At 36.2% G+C, this 19223-nt stretch carries 19 protein-coding genes and 2 tRNA genes; 7 read left to right on the forward strand and 14 right to left on the reverse strand.

All coding sequences use genetic code 11. The annotated features are described in order from the left end of the window. Nucleotides 1-25: 25 nt before the first annotated feature. The gene (locus tag SK086_RS04235; protein ID WP_324690020.1) at nt 26-556 is read right to left on the reverse strand and encodes an RNA methyltransferase; all 531 of its coding nucleotides are present in this window, start codon (nt 554-556) and stop codon (nt 26-28) included. A 103-nt stretch (nt 557-659) separates the two neighbouring features. Beyond that, on the reverse strand, nt 660-1121 hold the full coding sequence (locus SK086_RS04240) for a DUF1573 domain-containing protein (RefSeq protein WP_290876345.1): 462 nt from the start codon (nt 1119-1121) through the stop codon (nt 660-662). Nucleotides 1122-1325: 204 nt separating this feature from the next. Here SK086_RS04240 and mutS point away from each other — a divergent pair, with 204 nt between their 5' ends. The 3 genes from mutS (at nt 1326) to SK086_RS04255 (ending at nt 4205) form a co-directional block, all read left to right on the forward strand. Then, nucleotides 1326-3893, forward strand: a complete 2568-nt coding sequence (gene mutS / locus SK086_RS04245; protein WP_324690442.1) for a DNA mismatch repair protein MutS — start codon at nt 1326-1328, stop codon at nt 3891-3893. A 140-nt stretch (nt 3894-4033) separates the two neighbouring features. Beyond that, a tRNA-Gly gene (locus tag SK086_RS04250) sits at nt 4034-4106 on the forward strand. A gap of 13 nt (nt 4107-4119) precedes the next feature. Then, a tRNA-Leu gene (locus tag SK086_RS04255) sits at nt 4120-4205 on the forward strand. Between the two features lie 232 nt (nt 4206-4437). On the opposite strand, the gene SK086_RS04260 is transcribed toward SK086_RS04255, so the two are convergent. The 6 genes from SK086_RS04260 to SK086_RS04285 form a co-directional block, all read right to left on the reverse strand. Further along, a complete protein-coding gene (locus tag SK086_RS04260) occupies nt 4438-4698 on the reverse strand; it encodes a hypothetical protein (protein WP_324690023.1) in 261 nt (86 codons plus the stop codon). Between the two features lie 306 nt (nt 4699-5004). Continuing rightward, nucleotides 5005-5664, reverse strand: a complete 660-nt coding sequence (locus SK086_RS04265; RefSeq protein WP_324690025.1) for a hypothetical protein — start codon at nt 5662-5664, stop codon at nt 5005-5007. 42 nt (nt 5665-5706) lie between these two features. Next, the gene (locus tag SK086_RS04270) at nt 5707-6846 is read right to left on the reverse strand and encodes a hypothetical protein (protein ID WP_324690027.1); all 1140 of its coding nucleotides are present in this window, start codon (nt 6844-6846) and stop codon (nt 5707-5709) included. Between the two features lie 129 nt (nt 6847-6975). After that, nucleotides 6976-7254 (reverse strand): helix-turn-helix domain-containing protein, encoded by a 279-nt coding sequence (locus SK086_RS04275; protein WP_324690028.1) that lies wholly within the window; start codon nt 7252-7254, stop codon nt 6976-6978. 104 nt (nt 7255-7358) lie between these two features. Then, complete coding sequence (locus SK086_RS04280) at nt 7359-8150, reverse strand: hypothetical protein (protein ID WP_324690029.1); 792 nt, start codon at nt 8148-8150, stop codon at nt 7359-7361. A gap of 33 nt (nt 8151-8183) precedes the next feature. Further along, complete coding sequence (locus SK086_RS04285; RefSeq protein ID WP_324690031.1) at nt 8184-9524, reverse strand: tyrosine-type recombinase/integrase; 1341 nt, start codon at nt 9522-9524, stop codon at nt 8184-8186. A gap of 294 nt (nt 9525-9818) precedes the next feature. Here SK086_RS04285 and SK086_RS04290 point away from each other — a divergent pair, with 294 nt between their 5' ends. Then, nucleotides 9819-10169 (forward strand): DUF1508 domain-containing protein, encoded by a 351-nt coding sequence (locus SK086_RS04290; RefSeq protein ID WP_324690033.1) that lies wholly within the window; start codon nt 9819-9821, stop codon nt 10167-10169. Between the two features lie 89 nt (nt 10170-10258). On the opposite strand, the gene SK086_RS04295 is transcribed toward SK086_RS04290, so the two are convergent. The 3 genes from SK086_RS04295 to SK086_RS04305 all read right to left on the reverse strand — a co-directional run bounded on the left by SK086_RS04295 (nt 10259) and on the right by SK086_RS04305 (nt 14026). After that, entirely contained in the window at nt 10259-10453 is a 195-nt protein-coding gene (locus SK086_RS04295; protein ID WP_290877471.1) for a hypothetical protein, read from the reverse strand. A 154-nt stretch (nt 10454-10607) separates the two neighbouring features. Further along, a complete protein-coding gene (locus SK086_RS04300; protein WP_324690036.1) occupies nt 10608-12755 on the reverse strand; it encodes a S46 family peptidase in 2148 nt (715 codons plus the stop codon). A 35-nt stretch (nt 12756-12790) separates the two neighbouring features. Continuing rightward, nucleotides 12791-14026: a 3-deoxy-D-manno-octulosonic acid transferase gene (locus tag SK086_RS04305; RefSeq protein ID WP_324690038.1), complete on the reverse strand. Its 1236-nt coding sequence runs from the start codon at nt 14024-14026 to the stop codon at nt 12791-12793. Nucleotides 14027-14122: 96 nt separating this feature from the next. Between SK086_RS04305 and SK086_RS04310 the strand changes: the two genes are divergently transcribed. The 3 genes from SK086_RS04310 to SK086_RS04320 are packed head-to-tail and all read left to right on the forward strand — an operon-like array spanning nt 14123 to nt 17187. Continuing rightward, nucleotides 14123-15253: a DegT/DnrJ/EryC1/StrS family aminotransferase gene (locus SK086_RS04310; protein ID WP_324690040.1), complete on the forward strand. Its 1131-nt coding sequence runs from the start codon at nt 14123-14125 to the stop codon at nt 15251-15253. Nucleotides 15254-15255: 2 nt separating this feature from the next. Beyond that, the gene (gene galE / locus SK086_RS04315; RefSeq protein ID WP_324690042.1) at nt 15256-16272 is read left to right on the forward strand and encodes a UDP-glucose 4-epimerase GalE; all 1017 of its coding nucleotides are present in this window, start codon (nt 15256-15258) and stop codon (nt 16270-16272) included. A 24-nt stretch (nt 16273-16296) separates the two neighbouring features. Beyond that, nucleotides 16297-17187, forward strand: a complete 891-nt coding sequence (locus SK086_RS04320; protein ID WP_324690043.1) for a DMT family transporter — start codon at nt 16297-16299, stop codon at nt 17185-17187. A 31-nt stretch (nt 17188-17218) separates the two neighbouring features. Here the strand turns inward: SK086_RS04320 and SK086_RS04325 are convergent, their stop codons facing one another. The 3 genes from SK086_RS04325 to fabD form a co-directional block, all read right to left on the reverse strand. Then, on the reverse strand, nt 17219-17479 hold the full coding sequence (locus tag SK086_RS04325; protein ID WP_324690044.1) for a hypothetical protein: 261 nt from the start codon (nt 17477-17479) through the stop codon (nt 17219-17221). A gap of 8 nt (nt 17480-17487) precedes the next feature. Continuing rightward, complete coding sequence (locus tag SK086_RS04330; RefSeq protein WP_324690046.1) at nt 17488-18165, reverse strand: peptidoglycan DD-metalloendopeptidase family protein; 678 nt, start codon at nt 18163-18165, stop codon at nt 17488-17490. 76 nt (nt 18166-18241) lie between these two features. Then, nucleotides 18242-19114 carry an ACP S-malonyltransferase gene (gene fabD, locus SK086_RS04335; protein WP_324690048.1) on the reverse strand — a complete coding sequence of 291 codons (873 nt, stop codon included), beginning with the start codon at nt 19112-19114 and terminating at the stop codon, nt 18242-18244. Nucleotides 19115-19223 lie beyond the last annotated feature (109 nt).

A 19223-nucleotide genomic window follows, 5' to 3' on the forward strand; every position in this document is an offset into this window, starting at 1 on the left:
AGTATAAAATTTTCTTAAAAGGATGTTAATAGCTTAACTTTTGAAATAAATCCCAAACCACAATTCCGGTACTAACAGAAATGTTGAGTGAATGTTTTGTTCCTAATTGCGGAATCTCGATAGCGCCGTCACAAAGGGCAATAGCTTCCTGAGAAACCCCATAAACTTCATTGCCAAAGACTAAGGCGTAGTTTGTTTCCTTTTCAACTTTGAAATCTTGCAAAAAAACAGCCTTTTCTACTTGCTCAACGGCAAAAACTTTTACTTGCTCTTTTTTTAATTGCGCAATCACTTCCGTAACGTTTTTTTGGTATTCCCAAGCTACTGTTTCTGTAGCTCCTAAAGCTGTTTTGTGGATTTCTTTATGAGGCGGCGTTGCCGTAATACCACATAAGAAAATTTTTTCAATCAAAAAAGCATCAGCTGTTCGGAATACAGAGCCAATATTGTGCAAACTACGGATATCATCTAATATAATGATGATTGGTGTTTTTTCGGCTTGCTTAAAGTCGGTAACCGATTTGCGTTCTAATTCTTTATTTTCGAGTTTTCGCATTTTTTCTGATTTAAATATTCGACTTTAGGTCACGGACGGCAAAGATATTCAAAAAAAAAGTCCCGACTGATCGGGACTCTTTCGAATTTATAATTAAGTACAATTAACTTTTTGTAGGCTCAACTTTTGGTTCAGCTGGTAATACATTTCCTTTGATAGTCAAAACTTTAGTTTCTTGACCTACTGCGTTTGATTTTACAGTTACAGTTTTAGTAAAAGGTTGTCCGGCTCTTGAAGTATCATATTTTACTCCAATTACACCTCTTTCTCCCGGTTGGATTGCTTTGTCCGGTTTTGAAGGTACAGTACAACCACAAGATCCTTGAGTGCTTTCGATAATAAGAGGCTTAGTACCGTTATTTACGAATACGAATTCTCTTTTTCCGTCAGAATTGGCAGGAATGGTACCGTAATCGATTGTTTCGTTTTCAAATAACATTCCAGGTCCGTCCACTTTTGGAGTTTCTGTTTTAGCTGCCGGTTTTGCAGCTGCTTTTTTGGCTTGAGCATTGGCAGAGGTAACACCAAAAGCTACTAAGGCAGCAAGTAAAATTATTTTTTTCATCTTATTATGTTTTTAAGTTTCTGAAGCAAATCTATTTAAAATTTGAACCCCTGTCTTTTTTTTTGCCTTAATATTAAATTAATTTTTTTAGCCGGCTATTCGCTCTAAATTTTTAAATTCGCTATCTTATTTATTTAAAACCAAATTACATTGTCAGCCAAGGAAAGCAAATCTAAAGAAAGTAAAGTCAAAGAAACTCCTTTGATGAAGCAGTACAACGAGATCAAAGTAAAGTATCCCGATGCCTGTTTGTTATTCAGAGTAGGCGATTTTTATGAGACTTTTGGTGAAGATGCGATTCGGGCGTCTAAAATTTTGGGGATTGTTTTAACCAAAAGAGGCGCAGGATCTGACAGCGAAACTGCTTTGGCCGGATTTCCGCATCATTCTCTAAATACGTATTTGCCTAAATTGGTAAAAGCCGGTCTTCGTGTGGCGATTTGCGACCAGCTCGAAGATCCGAAAATGACTAAAACGATAGTAAAACGAGGTGTGACCGAATTGGTAACTCCCGGAGTAGCGATGAACGATGAGGTTTTGCAAGCCAAATCCAACAACTTCTTGGCTTCTGTCTATTTTAGCAAACGCCAGTTAGGTGTCGCTTTTTTGGATGTTTCTACCGGCGAGTTTTTAACGGCACAAGGCAATGAAGAGTATATTGATAAGCTACTGCAGAATTTTAGCCCGAGCGAGATTCTGATTCAGAAAAATACCAAAGCCCAATTTAAAACGGCTTTCGGAGAAGATTATAATGTCTTTTATTTGGAAGATTGGGTGTATAAACAAGACTATGCCGTCGAAACGTTACAAAATCATTTTCAAACCAATTCTTTAAAAGGTTTCGGGGTTGAAGAATTGCAGGACGGCATCATTGCTTCCGGCGCTATTCTTTATTATTTATCCGAAACCCAGCACAATAAAATCCAACATATCACTAACATTCAACGCATAGCTGAAGACGCTTATGTTTGGATGGATCGTTTTACCATTCGGAATTTAGAGTTGTACCACAGTCATTCGCAAAATGCAGTCACGCTTTTGGATGTGATTGATAGAACGCTTTCGCCAATGGGTTCGCGATTGTTGAAACGTTGGTTGGCGTTGCCTTTAAAAGAGGTCAACAAGATAAAAGGCCGCCATGAAGTGGTTTCGTATCTTACAGAAAATCAGGAAATCCTTCAAAAGATCCAATACCAAATCAAACAAATTTCCGATTTAGAGCGCTTGATTTCCAAAGTAGCTACCGGAAAAATTTCGCCTCGTGAAGTCATTTATTTAAAAGAATCGTTAGATGCCATCATTCCGATAAAAACCATTGCGTTAGAAAGTAAGCAAGAAGCGGTTCGCGTTATTGGTGATAATTTGCATGCCTGCGATTTATTGCGCGAGAAGATAAAATCAACTTTGAACCAAGATGCACCTGTGTCTATTGCCAAAGGAAATGCTATTTCGGCGGGTGTTCATCCTGAGTTGGATGAGTTGAGAAGCATTGCCTTTTCGGGTAAAGAATACCTGGAAGGTATTGAGGCCAGAGAATCGGAAAGAACCGGTATTTCATCGCTTAAAATATCGTTCAACAATGTCTTTGGTTACTACATTGAAGTTCGAAATACGCACAAAGACAAGGTGCCTGCAGAGTGGATACGAAAACAAACTTTAGTCAATGCCGAAAGATATATAACCGAAGAATTAAAAGAATACGAAACCAAAATTCTCGGTGCCGAAGAAAAAATCCACCAAATTGAAAGCCATTTGTTTGAACAATTGGTCATTTGGATTGGCACTTATATCAAACAAGTGCAGTTGAATGCTAATTTGGTTGCGCAATTGGATTGTTTGACTTCCTTTGCGCAATTGGCTATTGAAAACGACTACGTTTGTCCTATAATTGATGATAGTTACGAGTTGGAAATAACTAATGGTCGACATCCGGTGATTGAAAAGCAGCTGCCGGTTGGTGTTCCTTATGTGGCTAATGATGTTTACTTGGATAGAGAAACCCAACAACTCATCATGATTACCGGGCCGAATATGTCGGGGAAATCGGCTATACTAAGACAAACCGCCTTAATTGTGCTGTTGGCGCAAATGGGAAGTTTTGTCCCGGCAGAAAAAGTGAGAATGGGCGTAGTGGATAAAATTTTCACCAGAGTTGGTGCCAGCGATAATATTTCGATGGGCGAGTCGACTTTTATGGTGGAAATGAATGAAACGGCTTCTATCTTAAATAATATCTCCGACAGAAGTTTGGTGTTGTTGGATGAAATCGGTCGCGGAACCAGTACTTATGACGGTATTTCAATTGCTTGGGCGATTGCTGAGTTTTTACACGAAAATCCTGCTCGCGCTAAAACGCTTTTTGCTACGCATTATCACGAGTTAAATGAAATGAGTGAGCTGTTGCCGCGAATTCAGAATTACAATGTGTCTGTAAAAGAATTAAAAGACACGGTGCTTTTTATTAGAAAACTGGTTAAAGGCGGTAGTGCGCACAGTTTTGGAATTCACGTAGCTAAAATGGCGGGAATGCCGCAAATGGTAATACAGAAAGCCCAGAAGCTTTTGAAAAAATTGGAGAAGAATCATTCTAGTGATGCGTTAAATACTATTAAATCTGCAAAAGATGAAATGCAACTGAATATTTTCAGTATGGACGATCCTTTGTTAGAAGAAATCAGAGAAGATATCCTGAATTTAGATATCAATACGTTGACTCCGGTGGAAGCTTTGATGAAGTTAAATGAGTTAAAAAGGATGTTGTTGAAAAAATAATCAATCGGTTGATTTTGCTAATCAGCGAATTAGATTTTAGAAACTTTTTTTTCAAAAAAAGGTTTGTATAATTCAATTTTAGTGTTACATTTGCATCCGCAATACGGTACAAGTGTTGCGGTTCTTATAAAATTTGACATGCGAAAATAGCTCAGTTGGTAGAGCGCGACCTTGCCAAGGTCGAGGTCGCGGGTTCGAGCCCCGTTTTTCGCTCAATAGCCAATACGCTCGGATGGTGAAATTGGTAGACACGCTGGACTTAAAATCCAGTGAACAGCAATGTTCGTGCGGGTTCAAGTCCCGCTCTGAGTACACAGAAAACCTGTAAACAATTAATTATTAATCGTTTGCGGGTTTTTTATTTGCTTTTTGACAAACTATTGCCAAACATTTACAAAAACGCCTCTTTTTTTGTTGTAAATTCTTTTGTTTTCCTTTTTTTTACTAGCGGTGTTATTATCAATTTTCAGCCTTAGTACATTTTATCACAAAACCAAAAAAAAGCCATAACAGAAATTTCTATCATGGCTTTTAAATTATTTTGTTACCTCAAATGTTCGACCTCATCCGGCGGGTATAAATTGATATTCATTAATATAATTTCATTGTTGCTATTTCTCACGTAACGGGGTGTTATTCCTAAGCCGTGAGCAATTGACTTAATGTAAACCATATTAATCGGGTTTTCGTCATCAATAAACCCTTTGGAATTCCTTAGTAACTTCCCTCTTTCAATATGCTTTCTTATCGTAGTTTCGTTTTCACCTGATAAAATCGCAAATTCTTTTGTTGTGTATTGTGCCATGTTATTAATATTTATAGTTTGTAATTTTAAAACTTTATGCAACTTCTTATAATCTTTATTATTTGTCTTTAAAGCCCTTTAAATACAATATAATCGCCTTAAAAAGCTTAGGGGACAAATTTATAGCGTGACAGTATTAAAAAACGGTTATGAGTATAAAAAATGCGGAATGCAACATCTTGAGCACCTTATCGGGAACGTTTTACAGTACCTTTTTTTAATCTCTATTGTTGTACTTTGCTTTATTGCAATAGTCTTAATATACTCATTTAAAAAGGGCTGATTAAGTCTTCAGCCCCTAAGTTTTTAATGTGATTTGTGATTCCTTTTAAATTCTCTAATGCCGACCGGCTTTAGGGTTAATGTCTTATTGTTTTCAAAAATGAAATACTTTTTAATTAAATCAATTGTGCTAATGTGATCAGGGTATTCATAACCTATTAAATCAGTCATTGCGAGCCTGGTTTTTTGCATCGATTTTAGTAATTCATTCAAGGAATTGAATAGCTCTATTTCTTCTTTTGTTTCTAGGTAATAACTATTTCGCTCTCTGATTATCGTTACACTCTCATTTGAAATAAAAAATTTTCCGCCCTGATAGTCCAATAGTCTTAAATCAACCATGCCGAAAGAGGTGTTTAGACTGTCGAAAAACCGTTTCATTTCGGTTTTGAATTGTTCAATAGTGTTTTCATGCGCTTTTAATAAGCTCGCTCTAGTGATTGCGTTTTCAATGCCTACTTTGTCAAGTTCTTTGTTTACCGATTCATAGTACAATTGTATCATGTTTTCGTCGCTCAAGCTTTGTTTGACGCTGTTATAAATCTCACTTGAAAAACTGCCTATTTTTAAGTTTTCAAAGGCTGTTTTTAATTTGTTCATTTCAGGAATGAATTGTTCTAAACAATAAATTGTTTTGTTAATTTCTGTTTTGTCTTCATGTACTAATAATTTCTTTGTACTCATTTTGATAATAATTAATTGTTAATATTCTGTTTTTATATTCTCTTAAATTCTAGTTGTTCGCTCCGGGTGGTTGCGATTGTTGTAATTTATTACAGCTAGTTTATTATGCTTTGAAATAGCTTCTTTTTGAGCCGTATAACTCCAGTCTATTTTTTCAGTTTTTTTCGGTTGTTTTTTATAAACTGAATTGTTCATTTTTGAAACTTGCAAAGAGGTGCATTCTTTCATTATATATACATGTAAAATTGCACCCTTTTGCCTATTTTGAATAGTTGGTAAAAACGCACCCGTTTGCTCTAGTTTTTGTTGTATGATATTTTTTATTTCAATGTGAATATTTATGCCTGACTTGTTAAGAAGTTTGAAGTATCTTTTTTTTACCTTATTGAACTCATTACGATGTTTTTGTTTAATCTCAAACCAATAAAAAGGGTTTTGATACTTCGATAAAAAATTGTTTTCCCTAGTGGTTAGCTTATCGCTTTCGTTATTTGTTCCGAGTATCAAACATTCGTCCCACTCATTCAAAATGCTGTTTGCCATTTCACTATAAAGTTCAGGTTGTAACAAGTCGTTGAAAGTGAATATTCTCAAACTATTGATAAATGCACTTTTTTTGCTTTTTACTTCAAAACGTAATGTGTTGAATTCGCAATAGTCAGGAAACTGCACCCCTTTTGCGTATGCTTTTATGATTTTGTGAGTGTTTGCCGTGCCGTTTTTATTTGTTCTGTATGATTTTTTTGAGAAAGCCAGTAAGTCATCGTTTCTAAATTCATTTTTTGAATGATAACTTAAATAAGTCACTAGTGTTTTAACGTCAATAGGGCTTTTTATGTTTATTCCATACTCTATATTGATTATTTTGAGTGCTTCCGGGTTCTTTATTGTAAAAACATTTACAAACTCTTTAAATACGTTTATGCAGTCTAATGTTTTAAAATCGTTTGCATTATGTAGATTGTCATTAAAGTAATAGTGAGGCCTGAATAGTATTTCTAACTTGTTTTCGTAAAAGCAAAACAAAATGCCTTTGTAAACTTTAGTTTCTTTACAGTAGATAGTTTCAAAGTCAAAATGAGAAAGTTTCTCGTTTTTGCTTAACCAAGTTAGTAATGAGTTTTGATAAAAAAACATTCTTAATTGATTGTCAGTAATTAGTATTTTGAGAAAATCAACCATAATACTATATTTGTAAATAGTTTTTGCTTGCCAAGTGAAAACGAACTTTTGAACTATAAAGGGCGGGATTGAACAACCGCCCTTTTTTTATCCAAAATTCAAAGAGTAAAAGAGTAAATAAGTAAGGCTTTAGCCGTTTAACGGTGTTAAACTTGCTTCAATATCGGAGCGTAAGAAGTAAACACGCCCGCCCAAACCGTAGGGCTTGAGTTTTCCGTTTTTTTGCCAGTTGGCAATTGTTGATAAGTCCACGTTGAACATTTGCGCAACGTCTGACCTAGTCAAATAATCATTTGGTTGCTTGGGTTTAAAATGCTTTAGAAAGTCGTCTAAATGCGCTTTAACGCCTTTTGTAATTTCGCTTTGTAGTTGTTCGGGCGAAACTTGAAAAAATTGAATTGTACTCATAAGTTTTAATTTTAATTGTTAAACTTGAGCACAAATATTTTGCTATTTCTTTGGTACTCTATTACGGTACCAGTACTATAATAAATACTATTTTAGAATAGTGTTTAATCTTGGTTAATTTGATTGTGTTTTTCTTTAAAAAAGTAGGTTAATGTTATCTCTTTATTTTTTATACTGTAATCATATACAGCATTTAAGTATTTCTTGCTTTTCCATAAGTTTTTAGTACTATTATGGTAGTTTAGTGTGCACAAAATATATTTCTCAAGACTCTCTTTTTTGATTTCCTTTGCAATTTTTGGAGCACTTAATTTGTTGTTAGTGTATGTAGTTTTATCACTATTTATTTTGAAATAACTATCTAATTTACCAGTTGCAAATTGAAGAGTTAAATCAAAAATTTCTTTATCAATTTCGTTTCTTTTTGCATTGCTTTTCGCTTCAAGTTCTTTTTGTTCTATGTCTTCAATTTTGATATATTCTTTGAATTCTTTTTCAAGTTCGTATGCATGCGGTAAATACTGTTTTTCAGCATTTAATTTTAAAGCTATTCTTTGATACATTGAAATAACTTTTTCTTCTTCAGAGCTTTCTTTAACTTCAAAACCTTTTTCAATCATTATTTTTTCAAACTGACTTAATAAAATGTTTATTTCTTTAGCTAAAACAAAGTAATGTTTACTATTAACATTGTGTGTTTTAAGGTACTCTAAAATGCGTTCAATTGCGCTTTTTAAACTCCCGCAATAATGGCTTAATTGGTCTTCAATAAATTCGTTTTCGATTATTAAATCGATGTTTTTTAAAATTTCTTTGTAAACTTCTACATAACTACTTACACTATGAATATTTGAAACGTCTGTTAAATATTGGGTAATGATTTTGTTGGCTTTCATTTTGATCGAAATTAGTTTTTAAAGAATGCTTTTTTAGTCGTTTGTGCCGTTTTTAATAACTTTCAGCTCCGGTGCTTTGTCTTTGTTTAATTGTTCGTAAAACTGCATAAAAAGGTCTGCGTTTGCGTCTTTGTCTTCGCTTTTGTTAATGTAATCAAGAAATAAACTTTCTTTTGAATGGCCGGTTATTCCAATCAATACAGCCGTTGGTATTTTTTTGTAATAATTTGTAGCAAATGAGCGTCTGAAAGTGTGCGAGGTTACAAGTTCCCATTTTGGATAAAAGCCCCTTATTTTACGCATGCTTTCGGGATTTTCTTTTTTTGCATTTGGGTTTAATTTTTTGCCCTCAACTATTTCATTAATTTCAGCAAGTTGGCAAACCTTTTTTATATGTTCGTTTAGTTTCTGAGAACTAACCTTATAAGGAAATTCGTTTTCTAAAATATCAATAACATGCGGGTTTATTATTCCAATAGTTACGGATTTTTTTGTTTTTTGCTGTATTAAATCAAGGTACATGCGCCCGCCTTTGTATCTTATATTTTCTCTCGTAATATTTAACAAGTCCCCGCCACGTTGGCCAATTTCACAACCTATTAAAATCCATTTCCGGGCGTTAATATGAGCTTCATTTGTGAGTTTGTTGCATGTCCTAATTTGCTCTAATTCATCAAATGACAGGGTTACTATAAAACGTTCGTCGTTTGGTTCTGTAAATCCTTGTATTTGCTTTATATAAGGGTTCGTTTGTATTTCCATTTTACTAGCATCTAAACAAACTGTTTTCAAGTTATCTATTTGTTTACCGGCGTAGTTCTTAGAATAATGTTTGGAGTTTATAAGCCAGTTGATGAATTTATCAACAAAGCTTTTGTTAATGTCTAAGAGGTGGATTTGTTTTTTTAGGCTTTTTTTTTCGTAGTCTTCAATTATCTTTTTGAAAGTTTCATAACCTTTAATTCTACTCTCTGAAATTCCAATTTTTGGACTTCCTACTATTTTGCGAGTATTGGCGTTATCGATAATGTATTGAATATGGTTTTTTAGTAAACCGGAGTCTATTTTTTCAACCCTTTTAAAGCATTCGTTAATTTGGTTTTGTAGCCAAAATTTATCGATTAAAACCCCTTTTGAAAGGTCTGTATTTAGATTGTTGAAAATATAACTATCTAACTTTTTGAGTTCGTTAAATAGTTGTTTGTTTGTGTCTGTATTTTGTTTAGGGCGGTTTGTAGTGTCGCTCCAATCTTTCGGGTTAATGGTGAACCCTGTATTCAACTCAATAAGGTTATTTCTTCCAGTTGATAAATAAACCTTAATAGCAACATTTTTATTTGCTTTGCTTCTTAATCTAAAATTTACACTTGCCATGATTTTGAACGTTTTGAACTTTTGAACAACTCAAAATTAAGGCTTTTTTTAAACTTGCCAAACATTTGCCAAACATTTGCCAAACATTATTCTATTTTATTAGTTTTTATTCTATTTTTTTGTTTTCTTTGTCATCACTTGAAAACATTGAATTTTCAAGCGTTAAGAGGCTTTTTTATTGTCTTTTCAATGATTGTAAAATCTTGAAAATTGAGTGGGTTTCAGTCCCGCTCTGAGTACAAAAGCCTCTAACATAGTTAGAGGCTTTTTTGTTTTAATCTCTTTTAAAATTCCATGGGAACCTTTGTAATTAGTAAACGACTTAACGACGAATATAAATTTGAATTTGTTTCCAGAAAAGGGAAACCTATTTTTACCGGTTCTAATTTTGAGTTGCGTTTTGAATGTGAAGAGGCGATTGAATCGTTTAAAGCTTCCATTGAAACCTATAGTTTTTTGAGGTTCAAAACGGCCAAAGGGAAGAGTTTCTTTAAAGTGATTAAAGGCGACAAGGTTTTTGCTGTCAGCAGAAAGTATTCGACAGAGCTGATGATGCAAAAGGGTATTGACGAAATTGTGAAGTATGGTGCACAATCAGAGATTCTAGACTTTTCTTCGGGGGATTCTATTTTTTCGGAGATGTAATGAGTTGTTTTTATTGAAAAAAGCGACTGAGTTAAATAAGAAAAGCCACGCATTGCGTGGCTTTGATTCTTTGAAATAATTATTTCTAATTATTTTTTCTCAGCAGGTGCAGCAGTTGTGTCAGCAGCAGTTGTGTCAGCAGCAGTTGTGTCAACAGCAGCAGTAGTATCAACAGCCTCTACAGCAGTTGTGTCAGCAGCTGGCTCAGCAGCAGCGTCAGCTTGTTTACAAGAAACTACAGTTAAAGTAGCAACAACAGCTAAACTTAAAAATACTTTTTTCATCTTACTTAATTATAAAAGGTTAATTATTAATTCGGAGCAAAGATATAAATTTTTTTATTCAGAAAAACTTTTATTTAACTTTTTTTAAAAATCATCTTTGGATTCCGCTTTTTGTTTAACAACAATCGTGCCAAAACAAAAATATTTGTTAAAATTATTTTCTTTCTTTAGGATAAATGATTTTCATTTCCTCAATCAGGTTTTTGGCTCCGGCAAATTTATCCACTATAAACAATACATAACGCAAGTCAACCATAATGTTACGGCAAATTTCAGGAGAATAATAAATATCACTCATGGTACCTTCCCAAACCCTATCAAAATTCAAACCAATTAAGTTTCCTTTGGCGTCTAAAGCCGGACTGCCCGAATTTCCTCCTGTGGTATGGTTGGTTGCAATGAAAGCGACCGGCATTTTTCCGTTAACTCCATATTTTCCGTAATCTTTAGCATTGTATAAATCAATTAGTTTTTTAGGAACGTCAAACTCGTAATCGCCCGGAATGTATTTTTCCATTACGCCGTCTAAATAAGTAAACGGTTCGTAAACTACGGCATCATTCGGTTTGTAACCTTTAATTTTGCCGTAAGTTACTCTCAATGTGCTGTTCGCGTCCGGGAAAATGCGTGCCGATTTCGGACTCAATTCCATAATGGCTTTCATGTAGGTTCTTTGAGTAGCGATGTTTCTCAGGTTGATTTCGTCGTATTTAGGGGCTACTTTTTTCAAATGACTGTCGGCCATCGCTTTTATCACTTGAAAACCGCGGTCTTTATTTAATTTTTCCAGAACAGTTTTACTGTCTCCTGTAAGCAATTCTTTGATTTTATCGTAGCTAACCAATTGTGATTGATTGAAAACTTCCGAAGCCAAATTCGTGGCGTTTACATTTTCAAATTCAGCCGGTAAAAAGGCTTTTGGGTATTTAGCAGTATAAATAGCGATTAACTGTTCAAATACTTTTTCGTCAACCTTAGGATTGAAGTCTTTGTAAAAATCGCCTAAACCGTTAATTAAATTGTTTCTTCTGTCGTTAAAAGATTGCTCTCCTTTTGTATTGTAAATTTGCTCCAATTGGAACAATTTGTAGCCCAAGCTTAAAATCTCGGTATTGCGAAGAGCAATTTCACTAAAAATATCTCTGGCCAAAGCATATTCTTGGATTTCTGTGTAATTTTTTTCAAAGTCGATTAATAAATTTCCGTACTCGGCTTGTTTCCCGGCAGCAGCAACTTTTTGTTGAAAATCGGCTTCAAACTGTTTTTTTACACCCACAGCATTGGCTTTTTTCAAACCTTTGGTTTCGCCCATCCATTTTTTCCAAGAATTGGCAATGCTTGCATTTTTGGAAGCATACTGAATTTTGATGGCGTTGTCTTTACGCATAAATTCGTTTTGTACTTTCAAGGTTGCGTCTCTTATGGCTACTTTGGCCGGGTTCAGTGTGCTTACAATTTGCTCAACTGCAATAGCCGGAAGGTATTCTTGGGTTCTTCCGGGATAACCCATTACCATTGTAAAATCGTTTTCCTTTAATCCTTTCAATGAAATAGGGAAGAAGTGTTTAGGCTTGTAAGGCACATTGTCTTTGGAATAAGCTGCCGGTTTATTGTCTTTGTCGGCGTAAATTCGGAACAAAGAAAAATCACCGGTATGACGTGGCCAAACCCAATTGTCGGTATCGGAACCAAATTTACCGATGGAGCTTGGCGGAGCGCCTACCAAACGGACATCGCGGAAGGTTTCTGTTACAAATAAAATGTATTGGTTTCCGTCAAAAAACGTTCTGATGCTGTTTTCTTGCCAAGTTTCTTTGGGAAGCGTTTTATTTAATAAATTGATGTTTTCCTGAATTTTTTTCTGTTTGTCGCTTTCCGAATTTATTCCGGTTGTGCCTTCCAATACTTTAGCGGTTACATCTTCAATGCGCACGATAAATGTTACGAATAAATCTTTGTTAGGCAATTCGTCTTCCATTTTATAAGCCCAAAAACCATTGGTGAGATAATCGTGTTCTACGGTGGAATGACTTTGAATGTTGTCGTAACCACAGTGATGATTGGTTAAAATCAACCCTTTGTCTGAAATCACTTCGGCCGTACAACCACCGTCAAAATGCGGAACGGCATCTTTTAAACTGGATTGGTTTACCGAGTAGATGTCTTCGGCAGAAATTTTCATACCCAAGTTTTTCATTTCGCTTTCGTTCATTCCTTTTAATAAAGAAGGAATCCACATGCCGCCTTGTTGCGCTTGAACTTGTACAACAATAAAGAGGAGAAGCAGTCTTAAAAATTTCATGTGTTTCATTGGTTTGTATTTGAGGAGTTTGTTTGTTAATTGTTGTTGATGTGATCCAAAATCACCGCTGTTGCACCCTTATTCATTTGGACAAAGGTTTCGCAAATGTGTCCTTTTTCGTGGCGAATATCAGCATTCATAATCAAATTATTGAAGGCGTCATTCAGTTGATACTGATTAGTAATAGTAACGCAACCTTCTATATTGACTAAAGCAGTGGCTTCAGCAAAATGACTGTAATTCGGGCCAATCACTATCGGAACGCCAAAAGTAGCCGGCTCTAATATATTGTGAACGCCCGGATGACCAAATCCTCCGCCCACATAAGCAATATCGGCATAACTGTAAATCTTAGTCAGAATTCCGATAGTATCAATGATCAAAACGGTGTAATCGGATAGCGATTTGCCTTCTTTTTCAGAAAACAATACCGTAGGCTTGGTAATTTGTGCTTTTAAGTCGGCAATTTGTTCTGCTTTGATGTTGTGTGGTGCTATAATAAATTTCACCTCGTTCGAGCACTGATTGATATAAGTCACCCATAAATTTTCATCTTTTGGCCATGAACTTCCGATGACAACAGTAGTAGTATCGTTTTTAAATGCTTCGATAAAATCCAAGCGGTTGTCACGGTCTAATATTGAAACTACACGATCAAATCGTGTATCTCCCGAAATCTTTACATTTTGATGACCGATACTTTGCAGTAGTTTTTTGGAACTTTCATTCTGAACAAAAAAGAAATCAAAAGTTTGTAAAGCATTCCGGTAGAAGCCACCATACCATTTAAAAAAAGCTTGTTTTTCTCTGAAAATCCCCGAAATCAAATAGGCTTTAATGCCTGCTTGTTTCAAGACTTTGAGGTAATTTGGCCAATATTCGTATTTGATAAAAAACACCAATTCGGGGTGTGTCAATGCTACAAATTTTTTGGCGTTGAACGAAGTGTCCAAAGGCAAGTAAACCGTTACATCAGCTACAGTATTGTTTTTTCTGACTTCATAACCCGAAGGTGAGAAAAACGTCAATACGATTTTATGGTTGGGATATTTTGCTTTGATTTGCTCCATTACCGGTAAACCCTGCTCGTATTCGCCTAAAGAAGCCGCATGAAACCAAATCGTTTTGTCTTTAGCCTTGATTTTTTCGTTGAGTGTTTTAAAAACGTTTTTTCGCCCATTAACAAACAGCTTCATTTTCGGACTAAAAAAGGCCAAAATCTTCACGGTAGCAGCAGCCAACAGTACGATAAAATTGTACAATAAAAACATCCCGAAAAATTTGATGCGCTAAAATACGTTTCTTTTGCCGAATAGGAAATTCTACTTCAGAATTTCTTACTTTTGCTACTCATAATTTTTTACAAGATGAGAAAAATTCAAATGGTTGACTTGAAAAGTCAATACGATAAAATAAAAGATACTGTTAATGCTTCTATCCAGGAAGTTTTAGATACCACTACTTATATCAACGGCCCATTAGTTCATGAGTTTCAAAAGGATTTAGAGGCTTATTTAGATGTAAAACACGTGATCCCTTGCGCCAACGGAACCGATGCTTTGCAAATCGCCATGATGGGATTGGATTTAAAACCGGGCGATGAAGTCATCACTGCCGATTTTACGTTTGCAGCCACCGTTGAAGTGATTGCCCTATTACAACTAACACCGGTTTTGGTAGATGTGGACATCGTAAACATGAACATTTCTATCGAAGCGATTAAAAAAGCCATCACGCCAAAAACCAAAGCGATAGTGCCGGTGCATTTGTTTGGTCGCGCCGCCAATATGGAGGCGATTATGGCCATTGCCAAAGAACATAATTTGTACGTTATAGAAGATAATGCTCAAGCCATTGGCGCCAATTGTAAATTTTCAGACGGTACCAAAAAGAAAGCCGGAACCATCGGGCATGTAGCTTCTACTTCTTTCTTTCCTTCCAAAAATTTAGGATGTTACGGCGATGGCGGTGCTATTTTCACCAATGATGATGATTTAGCACATAAAATCAGAGGGATTGTAAATCACGGGATGTATGTGCGTTACCACCATGATGTGGTGGGTGTGAATTCGCGTTTAGACAGTATTCAAGCGGGGGTTTTAAAAGCCAAATTGCCTTTCTTAGACGAGTATGGCAAAGCCCGTCAAAATGCGGCCCGAAAATATTCAGCTGCTTTTGAAGGACACAAAAATATCATTGCTCCAAGTATTTGTGATATCTGTGATTGCCATGTTTTTCATCAATATACTTTAAGAATTATTGATGGTGACCGCAATGGTTTAATGGAACATCTGTTAGCCAAAGGAATTCCATGTGCTATTTATTACCCTATCCCGCTGCACAGTCAGAAAGCATATGCGGATGCTCGTTACAAAGAAGAAGATTTTCCGGTAACGAATCAGTTGGTGAAAGAAGTAATTTCGTTGCCAATGCACACCGAGCTTGATGACGAGCAAATCAAATTCATCACCAGCAGTGTTTTAGAATACTTCAATTAATTATGAAAAAAGTCTTAGTAACGGGAGGTTTAGGTTTTATTGGTTCTCACACCGTAGTAGAGTTACACAATGCCGGTTTTGAAGCGGTTATTATCGATAATTTATCCAATTCTTCCATTTCGGTTTTAGACGGAATTGAAAAAATCATTGGTAAAAAACCTTTGTTTGAAAAAATAGACCTTCGTGAAAAAGCCGCTGTTCAACAGTTTTTTGCCCAACATAAAGACTTGGTTGGCGTGATTCATTTTGCTGCATCGAAAGCGGTGGGAGAAAGTGTTGAAAATCCGTTATTATACTACGAGAACAACCTGAATACTTTGGTATATATTCTCCAAGAATTGTCCCAAATTCCTGAAGCTAATTTTATTTTCAGTTCTTCGTGTACTGTATACGGACAAGCCGAAAAAATGCCGATTACTGAAGACGCTTCAGTACAGCCTGCTATGTCACCTTACGGAAACACCAAGCAAATTGGGGAAGAAATCATAACCGATACAGCTAAGGTTACTAACATCAATTCGATTTTATTGCGCTATTTCAACCCGATTGGAGCACATCCCAGTGCTGAAATCGGCGAATTGCCTAACGGTGTTCCGCAAAACTTAGTACCTTTTATCACGCAAACCGCAATGGGATTACGCCAACAACTTTCGGTTTATGGCAATGATTATCCAACGCCTGATGGGACAGCTATTCGCGATTACATACATGTGGTGGATTTGGCCAAAGCGCATGTGGTGGCTTTACAACGATTACTGAATAAGCAAAATACTGAAAAAGTGGAAACTTTCAATTTGGGTACAGGAACAGGAAGTTCAGTGTTGGAAGTCATTCAAGCGTTTGAAAAAGTATCCGGGCAAAAATTACCTTATCAAATAGTAGGCAGAAGAGAAGGCGATATTACGTCGGCTTATGCCAATACCGATAAAGCCAATACCGTTTTGGGTTGGAAAGCCGAATTGACTTTGGAAGAAAGTTTGGCTTCTGCCTGGAAATGGGAACAAAAAATCAGAGGCTAATCCGGCTTCCAATCCTTGTTTTTCATGTCGTCAAAAACCGATTTCAAACTGCTTTTCTGTCTGTTTATTGTAGCAGTAGTTTGGGGTACCACCTATTTGGGTATTCGGATAGCGGTTGAAACCATACCGGAATGGTACATTACTTCGAGCCGTCAAGGATTGGCTGCCTTGATAGTCTTGGCCATTTTATTATATAGAAAGGAATTGGCATGGATTGGTTGGGAAAACTTCAAGCTCCAATTTATTCCGGCTATTTTAATGATAGTGTTAGCCAATGGTTTCACTACCATAGCCGAAAAAACTTTGCCCAGCGGACTAACGTCTATCCTAAGCGCGCTCTCACCATTAGTAGTTTTTTTGGGCGGTACAGCTACCGGTTTGCAAAAACCAACCTTTAAAGGATTTATCGGGGTTTTGATTGGCTTTTTGGGTGTAGTTTTTATTTTCCGAGATGGCTTAGGCGATATTTTGGATCCGAATTATAAAACCGGAGTGTTGTTTCTCAGCATTGCCATTTTATCTTGGTCTTTTGGAACATTGTATACCAAAATGCACACGCACAAATCCAATAATATAGCGCTGAATTTATTTTATCAGTTTTCTATAGCGGCTATAGTGCAATTTGTTTTAGCGCTACTTTTCAATCCGAATGTCGATTTTACGACTTGGAGCGCTCGAAGTATTGGAGCAACGTTATACCTTTCGGTTTTCGGTTCGGTGATCGCTTTTTTCGCCTATCATTATGCGCTTAAAAGAGTTTCGGCCATTCAAATTACGGTCTTGAATTATTTCAATACAGCCATAGCCGTGTTCTTAGGTTGGTTGTTGCTCGATGAGGTAATCACCTTCGATTTTCTAATAGCAACGGTATTGATTATTTTGGGTGTTTTCATAACCAACTATAAGCGACAATAAAAAATCCCACGCTTACACATGGGATTTTGACTTATTTTTTTACCGATTCTTTCAGCTTTTGAGCAGCTTCCTCCATTTTTTCAGCACTTTTGAGTTTGGCGCTGTCAATTTTGGCTTTGGTTTTTTCTTTTAACGAATCGATTTTGATGTTGGCTTTAATGGTAGCAGAATCTATGGTTTCGTTTACTTCTTCTTTTAAAGCATCTTTAGCGGCGTCTAACTTTTCTTGGGTTTCGTTTTTACAAGAAGCTAATAAAGCTACTAAGGCCAAGGACAAAACAATCTTTTTCATTTTTATTTTTATTTAATTTTTAATAATAAATTAGGATCAGGACAATTCTGCAAATAAAATGCCAAGGTTTTTGAGCTGCAAACCCCGGGATAATCACCCTTTTTGTTTTCCATATCGATGATGATTTGAAAATGCAAATGCGGTGCGTAATCGCCGTTTACAGGAGGCAAGCCTAATTCAGCAATTTGTTCGCCTTTGGCTATTGGCTGCCCGACTTTTTTATCTTTCAAACTCTCTAAACTCAAATGACCGTAAAGCGTGTGAAATTTACAACCTTCAATTTCGTGTTCTAAAATAATAGTCGGACCGTAATCGCCCAAAGCTTCATTGTTTTGAAAACTGTGAATCTTACCTTCTAAAGCGGCATATATCGGTGCGGCTTCGTTTATCCATAAGTCTAAACCGATATGGATGTTGCGCTCGTCGGTATTTTCGTTTTTAAAAACCGCACTTCTTTGGTATAAATTTCGGGTTTCATTATAACCGCCAAAGGCAATTTGTGCCTGATGATTATCCAAATAACGCTGTATATAATGCTCATAATCTTTAGCAGCAGTTAAGGATTCCCCGGCTAAATCGGTGTTGGTTACCGATAAATCTAAAGCTACATAATCTGCATAGTCAATGTGGTTGGCAATGACTTTAGCCGATTCGGTTTGCTGTAAAATATCGCGTATTGTATTCATAGTACACAAAAATAAGCAATCCTCGTAAAATCAATGTTTCACGAGGATTGTATTTTATAATTATTTTCGAAATGTATTAAGCCGAAATCGTTTCTACTTCACGATCAATTTTGTTGACTAAGCCAACTAAAACTTTTCCGGGACCAACTTCCGTAAAACTAGTCGCACCGTCTTTAATCATTTGTTGTACCGATTGCGTCCATTTTACCGGAGCGGTCAACTGGATGATTAAGTTTTTCTTGATTTCATTGGCATCAGAAACGGCGCTGGCTGTAACGTTTTGGTAAACCGGACAGCTTGGTGTGTGGAAAGTAGTAGCTTCAATAGCGGCGGCTAATTCTTCTCGAGCCGGTTCCATCATAGGCGAATGGAATGCTCCGCCTACCGGTAATAATAAGGCTCTTTTGGCACCCGCGGCTTTCATCGCTTCACAAGCTTTTTCCACGGCTGTAAATTCGCCTGAAATTACTAATTGTCCGGGACAGTTGTAATTGGCTGCTACGACAACACCATCAATAGAAGCACAAACGTCTTCTACAATTGTATCGTCTAAACCTAAAACAGCTGCCATAGTAGAAGGCTTAATCTCGCAAGCTTTTTGCATGGCTATCGCACGTTGGGAAACCAACTTCAAGCCGTCTTCAAACGACAAAGTACCATTGGCTACCAAAGCCGAAAACTCTCCTAATGAGTGACCGGCAACCATATCGGGTTGGAAATTTTCTAACGTTTTGGCCAAAATCACCGAGTGTAAAAATACGGCCGGTTGGGTTACTTTGGTCTCTTTGAGTTCATCGGCAGTGCCTTCAAACATAATATCGGTAATTCGGAAGCCCAAAATTTCGTTGGCTTGTTCAAAAAGCGCTTTGGCTACAGCCGAATTTTCATATAGGTCTTTGCCCATTCCGGTGAATTGAGCGCCTTGACCGGGAAATACGTATGCTTTCATAGAAATAAAATTAGAGGACAAAAATAAGGATAACTGCGGAATAAAGAACAACTCAGGTGAAATTGTAACTTTAAGGTGTAGATTTACGTCAAATAGCTAAACTTAAAAC

Origin of the sequence: Flavobacterium cheonhonense (assembly GCF_035671315.1) — a bacterium.
GTDB classification, from domain to species: Bacteria; Bacteroidota; Bacteroidia; order Flavobacteriales; family Flavobacteriaceae; genus Flavobacterium; species Flavobacterium cheonhonense.

Excerpts from the sequence above, each read along its gene's own strand:
- SK086_RS04235 (WP_324690020.1), bottom strand. The coding sequence starts at position 556 with ATGCGAAAACTCGAAAATAAAGAATTAGAACGCAAATCGGTTACCGAC.
- SK086_RS04240 (WP_290876345.1), bottom strand. The coding sequence starts at position 1,121 with ATGAAAAAAATAATTTTACTTGCTGCCTTAGTAGCTTTTGGTGTTACC.
- mutS (WP_324690442.1), top strand. The coding sequence starts at position 1,326 with ATGAAGCAGTACAACGAGATCAAAGTAAAGTATCCCGATGCCTGTTTG.
- SK086_RS04260 (WP_324690023.1), bottom strand. The coding sequence starts at position 4,698 with ATGGCACAATACACAACAAAAGAATTTGCGATTTTATCAGGTGAAAAC.
- SK086_RS04265 (WP_324690025.1), bottom strand. The coding sequence starts at position 5,664 with ATGAGTACAAAGAAATTATTAGTACATGAAGACAAAACAGAAATTAAC.
- SK086_RS04270 (WP_324690027.1), bottom strand. The coding sequence starts at position 6,846 with ATGGTTGATTTTCTCAAAATACTAATTACTGACAATCAATTAAGAATG.
- SK086_RS04275 (WP_324690028.1), bottom strand. The coding sequence starts at position 7,254 with ATGAGTACAATTCAATTTTTTCAAGTTTCGCCCGAACAACTACAAAGC.
- SK086_RS04280 (WP_324690029.1), bottom strand. The coding sequence starts at position 8,150 with ATGAAAGCCAACAAAATCATTACCCAATATTTAACAGACGTTTCAAAT.
- SK086_RS04285 (WP_324690031.1), bottom strand. The coding sequence starts at position 9,524 with ATGGCAAGTGTAAATTTTAGATTAAGAAGCAAAGCAAATAAAAATGTT.
- SK086_RS04290 (WP_324690033.1), top strand. The coding sequence starts at position 9,819 with ATGGGAACCTTTGTAATTAGTAAACGACTTAACGACGAATATAAATTT.
- SK086_RS04295 (WP_290877471.1), bottom strand. The coding sequence starts at position 10,453 with ATGAAAAAAGTATTTTTAAGTTTAGCTGTTGTTGCTACTTTAACTGTA.
- SK086_RS04300 (WP_324690036.1), bottom strand. The coding sequence starts at position 12,755 with ATGAAATTTTTAAGACTGCTTCTCCTCTTTATTGTTGTACAAGTTCAA.
- SK086_RS04305 (WP_324690038.1), bottom strand. The coding sequence starts at position 14,026 with ATGTTTTTATTGTACAATTTTATCGTACTGTTGGCTGCTGCTACCGTG.
- SK086_RS04310 (WP_324690040.1), top strand. The coding sequence starts at position 14,123 with ATGAGAAAAATTCAAATGGTTGACTTGAAAAGTCAATACGATAAAATA.
- galE (WP_324690042.1), top strand. The coding sequence starts at position 15,256 with ATGAAAAAAGTCTTAGTAACGGGAGGTTTAGGTTTTATTGGTTCTCAC.
- SK086_RS04320 (WP_324690043.1), top strand. The coding sequence starts at position 16,297 with ATGTCGTCAAAAACCGATTTCAAACTGCTTTTCTGTCTGTTTATTGTA.
- SK086_RS04325 (WP_324690044.1), bottom strand. The coding sequence starts at position 17,479 with ATGAAAAAGATTGTTTTGTCCTTGGCCTTAGTAGCTTTATTAGCTTCT.
- SK086_RS04330 (WP_324690046.1), bottom strand. The coding sequence starts at position 18,165 with ATGAATACAATACGCGATATTTTACAGCAAACCGAATCGGCTAAAGTC.
- fabD (WP_324690048.1), bottom strand. The coding sequence starts at position 19,114 with ATGAAAGCATACGTATTTCCCGGTCAAGGCGCTCAATTCACCGGAATG.